A 6,744-nucleotide genomic window follows, 5' to 3' on the forward strand; every position below is an offset into this window, starting at 1 on the left:
AGGTAGTTTTTTTATGCTGCTTTTTCAAAAGCAATAAAATGAGAGAGCTTCCCTTTTATATTAAATACTGGAAACCCTTTAATGAGGCATATATATATTTCCCCATTCTTATTATAATTTACAACTGTTTTTTCAAAAGGTTGCTGCAGCTGGATTGCTTCTCTAATTTCACTGGAAGTTTTTAAATTAGAGCTCTTCCCTTGAAACATCTTTGGACTCTTGCCTATTACTTCTTCCTCTTCATAGCCATTCATTTTAGTCATGTTATGTGATGCAAATACAATTTGTAATTTAGCATTGGTAACAATGACTACTTCCTCTTTCAGTCTATTGTTAAAGTCCCAATCTTCTTCTATCCATTTACTACTACTTGCAATGACATTTAATTTATTGCAGTCGCTAAAAATCTTCTTTGATTCCTCTAAGTATTCCCGGTGAAAATTCCATGACAAAACAGGTAATATAGTCCTTTTAAGACCTTTATGGTGCTTCGCAACTGCAATATCGTATTGTTTAAGTTCTAACATAGCGCTTATTTTTCAACAAATATAATTTTAAATATAAAAATAAAACAACTATTTAACGTGATTTAACTCTTGTTGAAGGTGTATGATGCTGTTTTAGAAATCGAATTTCAGCTGTACTACGACAGCTTTCTTGAGTTCCGTATTCAAGTTACTTAACGATATACCAAGCAATCGCACCGAATCTTTCATCCGTTCCTGATATAAAAGTTCTTTTACTGTCTCTAAAACTAACCCTTTATCGGAGATAAAATAAAGTAAGGTTTTACTTCTCGTCTGTTGGGTGAAATCACTGTATTTTATTTTTAACGTAACTGTTTTGCCTGAAATGTTATGTTTTTTAAGTCTTCTATCTAATGTATTGGCAATATTTTCCAATTGCTCCATCATAAAGATCTCCGAAGAAAGATTGACATCAAAAGTATGCTCCGCAGCAACGGATTTCGTAATTCGATTTGATTTCACCTCGCTATAATGAATTCCCCGCACAACATTATAATAGAAGTTTCCTGATTTGCCAAAATGTTTCTCCAAGAATTCCAATGATTTGCTTTTTAACTCTACACCGGTAAATATGCCTAATTGATACATTTTTTCAGTAGTCACTTTTCCAACACCATAGAATTTACGAATGGGAAGTTCTTCTAAGAAAGCAATTACATCCTCTGGATTTACTGTTTTTTGACCATTGGGCTTGTTATAATCACTAGCGATTTTAGCAACAAACTTATTGACTGATATTCCAGCCGATGCGGTTAAACCCACTTCATTAAAAATACGCAATCGAATTTCTTCCGCTAATAAACTGGCACTTGGATTTCCTTTTTTATTTTGGGTAACGTCCAAATAGGCTTCGTCCAGTGAAAGTGGCTCCACCATGTCAGTATATTCTCTGAAAATGCTGTGAATTTTACTCGAAATCTCTTTGTAACGATCGAATCGCGGACTGACAAAAATAAGATTAGGACAATTTTTCTTTGCCATAAACCCACTAATAGCACTTCTTACACCAAATTCTCTAGCCTCATAACTCGCTGCCGCAACTACACCTCGATTTTCAGAACCGCCAACAGCTACAGGTTTCCCTCGCAAGGAAGGATTGTCCATTTGCTCCACAGACGCGTAGAAAGCATCCATGTCGATATGTATGATTTTTCTATGTGGGGTTATCTCGGACATGCTACAAATTTAAATAGGTTTTCTATGAAAACGTTCTATTGGATTATAAATATTTAATACATTTGAAATACATATACCTCAGTTCCGATACCTCTCAAAAATTAACCTTCTTTTTTTTCTGGAATATGAATCTGTTTTAAGGTAAAAAACAAAAAAGATAATGCACCGGTGCCATAAGCTGCTAGTAATAAAACAAATACAATTTATAATGATAGAAATAGAACGAAAATTTTTAATAACATCAGATGCTTTTAAAAAAGAAGTTTTTTCTCAAAGTCGCATTAAACAAGGCTATTTAAGCTCCGTTCCAGAACGAACGGTTAGGGTTAGGATAAAAGGGGACAAAGGCTATTTAACCATAAAAGGAGCGTCAAATGAGACGGGCGTGTCCCGTTTTGAGTGGGAAAAAGAAATCGACTTATCAGAAGCCGAAAAATTGCTACTACTTTGCGAAAAAGGAGTAATTGACAAAACTCGCTTTGAAGTAAAAATGGGCAGACATACGTATGAAGTAGATGAATTTTACGGCGAAAATAAAGGCTTAGTCATTGCCGAAATAGAGCTTCAGTCTGAGGGTGAGGCTTTTGACAAACCAAACTGGTTGGGAAAAGAAGTAACAAACGATAATCGGTACTACAATTCTAATTTAAGCAAAAATCCATTTATAAATTGGCGCTAATTATTTTTTAAAAACCTCAATCTTTACCGTCATCACTCCAGCGCCTTTATTTTTTGCTATTTCCATAAAGGCTTTTTTAGAAAGGTCAATATCTCTGGATTTTACAAAAGGTCCTCTGTCAGTGACTTCTACGATAACCGACTGCCCATTGGCTTGATTCGTAATTCTTAATTTAGTTCCAAAAGGAAACTTTTTATGAGCAGCAGTATATTTATTCATGTCAAATAATGCTCCACTGGCTGTTCTCCTACCATGAAATTTATCAGCATAATACGAAGCATGGGCATCTTTTTTATGCAATACTAATTCCCCCATCTTATCTTCTATCGTATCTTTTTTGACATCCTGCAGAAGCACTACCACTTTGGTCTTTTTAATAGTGTCTTTAACCGCAGCCGCCTTTTGATTTGTAGATTGTTGAATTAGTGTTTTTTGATTGCTTATAATTTGGCTTTGACTACTCACCAATGCCACAGTGGTAAATAAAAAAAGGGCTGTTATTAATTTTCTCATTATTACATTTTTAATTCAAATCTGTTTAAGCAAAAACCGTACCTTGATAAAAAAAGCCCAATAAAGAGGGCTTTTTTACGTTTTTTAGAACCACATTGACCATGGAATTTTACTCAAAATAAGTACTAATCCCAATCCATAAAAAATAGAGAACGTCTTAAATTTAGATGCACTTGTTGTCAATTTTTTATGTTTTGACCATCCTACAGTGATTAAAGCAATCGCAATAATATTGATTACAGGATGCTCTAAAGAGGTCAATCGCAATGCTTTGTCAGACATTTGTCCTAACGAGGCAAAGCCAAGAGGCGAAACAAAATACACAATCAATCCAATCAATAATTGAATGTGTATTGCGATTAAAGCAAACAATGTAATTTTTCGATCCTTAGCGGTAAATTCTTTTTTGGATAACTTTCCTGCAAAAGAGGATACTACAGCCACAACTAGTAATAGGAGAGCAATATAAGCCCAGCCTGAATGCATTTTTTGTATAAATTCGTACATATAATTTGTTTTTTGAAATTCAAATATAAACAAAAAAGGCTAAAAAAAACCACTTATTGCTAAAAGACTAAAGTGGTTCTATAATTATTGTTAATAAAAAAAACTACCTGAAATTAATTTTAGGTAGTTTGTATAAATTTAAATCATAATCTTACAAAAATGGTTGTAATACTTTATCTACTACTTGAATTACTCCATTAGTACCTTGAATATTAAACGTTTTAATTGTACCATTAGAAGTCCCCACTACATCCTTAATTTTTACACTACTAACTAAAATCGTAAATTTATTAGGCGTATTTAAAGTTGTAATCGAAACATCAGCAGAAGTGGAGTAAGAACTAGTTGAACTTGGCGCTCTGTTTCCATTCTCTAAATGGTATCTTAAAATATTTGTTACTTGGCTATCTGTTTTTCCTACTAAATACCCTCCAGTTGCAGAAGCAGCTGTAAAAGCATCATTATTAGGAGCATAAACCGTAAGAGGAGCTGTACCAGTTGCAGCATTTAAACTACCTAAAACTGAAGCCTGTGGAGTAGATGCCACTACACCTAACAAAGCAGACAAACTTGGATTTGCTTTTATTTGGCTAACGATTGTTGGCAATTTTAAAACTGCATCAATAACGTGTACTATTCCATTACTTGCCTCAATATCAGCAGTTTCAATTTTTGCACCACCATTAGCAACACCACCATTTACTAACACATCATTCCCCACTTTATTTATAAAAATACTTAAGTTAACACCTGACGTTGAAGTAGGACTTGCTTTTAAAAATCCAAATGTTTTAGTATAACCAGCTGCTAATAAATCGTTTGATCTTGTTCCTAAACCAATTACATGATTTTGCAATGTTAATTTTAAAGCTGCAATATCAGTTGCAGATGTCATTGCACTAATACTTGCGCTTGTTATGCCGGAAGCTGTAAAAGCAGCGTTTGTAGGGGCAAAAGCAGTGTACGAACCCGCATTGCCCAAAGTCGCATCTAAACCTGTTTTTTTTAATGCATCAACTAAAATACTAAAATTTGCTGGATCAGCTTTAGCGATTTCAACTATAGATTTTAGGGGCATTAACTCTTTCGGCTCATCATTAGTACAAGAAAACGTCATAAGAGCGACTGATAAAATTGTTACAAAAGATAGAATTTGATTTTTTATTTTCATGATTTTTTATTTTACGTTTGTGAACTATTGTTTTACTGTGATTTTTGTTTTTTTTATTTTCCGAAAGTATATCTCAATGTAAATTGAGCTTGCCAAACATCAGACACAGATGCATTCTTTAGGAAAGTATCTGTTGCTAAAAATCTTCTTCCCTGGTTATCTGTTTGTAATGCCAATGTATAACCTGGTGTATAATTATTTGAACTACTTGGAGCTTGGGCAACTGCTAATATATTTGTTGCTGTAGCTCTTTGAGAGATTCCCCATGTACGATTTAACAAGTTTGTGAAATTTAAAATATCGGCTCTAAATTGAAAGCTATTCTTTTTACCTCCTATTTTAATGAAAAAATCTTGTGTGACAGATAGATCAACTCTATGTAACATAGGTAAAAGATTCTCGTTTCTATCGACATATTGACCTCTTTTAGTAGACAAGTATGGATCTTGATTAATAAACTTATCAAAAGCTTCTTGTTGTTGTGCCTCTGAATAAAGAACTATTGAAGAACCACCTAAATTTTGAGATATTGGAACAAAACGAAGATCACTAGCTTTCATTGGAACAAACAGCAAATCATTTCCGTTTATACGGTCCCCGTTTAAATCTCCTCCATAAACATAAGTGAAAGAACTGGATTGCTCCCCTATGTATCCTAAATTAATTGATGTAGATGCTCCCGCTTTTCCACCATATTCTATTTTATATCCAAGTATCCCCACCATTCTATGTGGAGTATTATTGTTTGACAACCCTAATCTCTGATCATTGTTTCCGTTAACTGAACGCACACCATTCCAGCTTCCTGATGCAGTAGCTCCAGGAGACAATAAATCATTTGCTTGTGAATGTGTGTAAGCAAATGAACCCCATAGACCTTTACGGTAAGGATACTCTAACTTGAATGTAGTAGAATAAAAATATCCTTTATTAGTATTGGTAAGTACTATTGCATTCGTAACATTATTATTAATACGAATACCATTGTCATTTCCTGCGAATAAAGGTCTATTATCTGGTCCATTAATCGTTCCTACTGGATTTTCAAAATTCGCACTATAGTAAGCAGTTTCATTTATATTCGTACTGTAAATTCCTTCTAAGGTACCTATGAAACCGAAAGGTAGCCTTTGATCTAAAGCAACTGTAGTTTTCCAAACTTGAGGAAATTTATATTTTTTATCCGTAAATGCTAAATCAATTGACGACGGCAATGTTGGTGTAGCAGGTGTAAAATACTGGTTCGGGTTTGCTGTAAAACCGTAACCTCCCAAGCCAACATTAGCGTCACTTGCATCAACAGAACCCGTAAGCACTCCATTATTACCGATTGCATTAGATAAAAACACAAGTGGTGGTCTACCTGAAAATATTCCAGATCCCCCTCTAACTATCGTCTGAGCATCGCCTGTCACATCTAAATTAAAACCTACTCTAGGCTCAAAAAGATATTGTGTATTTGGCATGTCTCCAGTATTGAATTTCTCCCCATTTGCAAAAGTTAAATCAGTAACTACCGGGTTCTCAAGTGCCGTATCTACAAATGACACTCTTGACCCTCTTAAACCGATAGTAAACTTTAACTGATCATTCACTTTAAAATCGTCTTGAAAATAGACATCAATTTTGTCAGATTTTAAAATTTGCAAGGGCTCAACAGCTCCAGGTAAAGCAGAGTATCTAAATTGAGTCCTAACAGGTAAATTATTAACTGAAGGCGCTCCATTTAAAGCAACTGATTCATTTGCCGCTTTGTAAAACTCATCTAACGTGTTAAATATGAACACCCCATTAGAACCTGAGAAAAATAAATTACTAGATTTAAAATGCTCATAATTTGCTCCAAATAACAAGGTATGTTTACCTATAGTTTTAGTCAGGTTATCTGTAAAATGCAATGTGGAATAACTCAACTTGTTCCCCTGAGTAAAAGGATCTAAACCTACTGAAATAAAATTCAAGTTACCTGTTGTAAATCCAGTACCAGTAGCATTTGGCTGCCCATTTTTAATATCAATAGTTGGGAATAATCCACCACCTTGTAAACCTCTATCCTCAATTTGTTTATCATAACCTCCTATGAAGTTATTGCTCCATGATTCAGATAATTTACTATCTAACTGCACAACAATAGATCTCGTGTTATCAAGAATGGTATAACCGCTATTTTT

General features: G+C 34.1%; 6 protein-coding genes and 1 pseudogene. 1 reads left to right on the forward strand and 6 read right to left on the reverse strand.

What is annotated here, in order from left to right:
* Window positions 1-11 precede the first annotated feature (11 nt).
* Together A3SG_RS0116990 and dinB are read right to left on the reverse strand one after the other, a co-directional pair.
* A complete protein-coding gene (locus A3SG_RS0116990) occupies window positions 12-527 on the reverse strand; it encodes a PAS domain-containing protein (RefSeq protein ID WP_016991203.1) in 516 nt (171 codons plus the stop codon).
* 93 nt (window positions 528-620) lie between these two features.
* On the reverse strand, window positions 621-1,703 hold the full coding sequence (gene dinB, locus A3SG_RS0116995; protein ID WP_016991204.1) for a DNA polymerase IV: 1,083 nt from the start codon (window positions 1,701-1,703) through the stop codon (window positions 621-623).
* A 208-nt stretch (window positions 1,704-1,911) separates the two neighbouring features.
* Between dinB and A3SG_RS0117000 the strand changes: the two genes are divergently transcribed.
* Window positions 1,912-2,382 carry a CYTH domain-containing protein gene (locus A3SG_RS0117000; RefSeq protein ID WP_016991205.1) on the forward strand — a complete coding sequence of 157 codons (471 nt, stop codon included), beginning with the start codon at window positions 1,912-1,914 and terminating at the stop codon, window positions 2,380-2,382.
* Here A3SG_RS0117000 and A3SG_RS0117005 read toward each other — a convergent pair whose 3' ends face one another.
* The 4 genes and pseudogenes from A3SG_RS0117005 to A3SG_RS21955 form a co-directional block, all read right to left on the reverse strand.
* On the reverse strand, window positions 2,383-2,895 hold the full coding sequence (locus A3SG_RS0117005) for a septal ring lytic transglycosylase RlpA family protein (RefSeq protein ID WP_016991206.1): 513 nt from the start codon (window positions 2,893-2,895) through the stop codon (window positions 2,383-2,385).
* Between the two features lie 84 nt (window positions 2,896-2,979).
* The gene (locus A3SG_RS0117010; protein WP_016991207.1) at window positions 2,980-3,402 is read right to left on the reverse strand and encodes a hypothetical protein; all 423 of its coding nucleotides are present in this window, start codon (window positions 3,400-3,402) and stop codon (window positions 2,980-2,982) included.
* Between the two features lie 151 nt (window positions 3,403-3,553).
* Window positions 3,554-4,573 carry a fasciclin domain-containing protein gene (locus tag A3SG_RS0117015; RefSeq protein ID WP_083832490.1) on the reverse strand — a complete coding sequence of 340 codons (1,020 nt, stop codon included), beginning with the start codon at window positions 4,571-4,573 and terminating at the stop codon, window positions 3,554-3,556.
* 53 nt (window positions 4,574-4,626) lie between these two features.
* Window positions 4,627-6,744, reverse strand: a pseudogene (locus A3SG_RS21955) (carboxypeptidase regulatory-like domain-containing protein); the annotation flags it as partial.

The organism is Flavobacterium sp. ACAM 123 (assembly GCF_000264055.1).
Classification (GTDB): domain Bacteria; phylum Bacteroidota; class Bacteroidia; order Flavobacteriales; family Flavobacteriaceae; genus Flavobacterium.

Excerpts from the sequence above, each read along its gene's own strand:
- A3SG_RS0116990 (WP_016991203.1), bottom strand. The coding sequence starts at position 527 with ATGTTAGAACTTAAACAATACGATATTGCAGTTGCGAAGCACCATAAA.
- A3SG_RS0117010 (WP_016991207.1), bottom strand. The coding sequence starts at position 3,402 with ATGTACGAATTTATACAAAAAATGCATTCAGGCTGGGCTTATATTGCT.
- A3SG_RS0117005 (WP_016991206.1), bottom strand. The coding sequence starts at position 2,895 with ATGAGAAAATTAATAACAGCCCTTTTTTTATTTACCACTGTGGCATTG.
- A3SG_RS0117015 (WP_083832490.1), bottom strand. The coding sequence starts at position 4,573 with ATGAAAATAAAAAATCAAATTCTATCTTTTGTAACAATTTTATCAGTC.
- A3SG_RS0117000 (WP_016991205.1), top strand. The coding sequence starts at position 1,912 with ATGATAGAAATAGAACGAAAATTTTTAATAACATCAGATGCTTTTAAA.
- dinB (WP_016991204.1), bottom strand. The coding sequence starts at position 1,703 with ATGTCCGAGATAACCCCACATAGAAAAATCATACATATCGACATGGAT.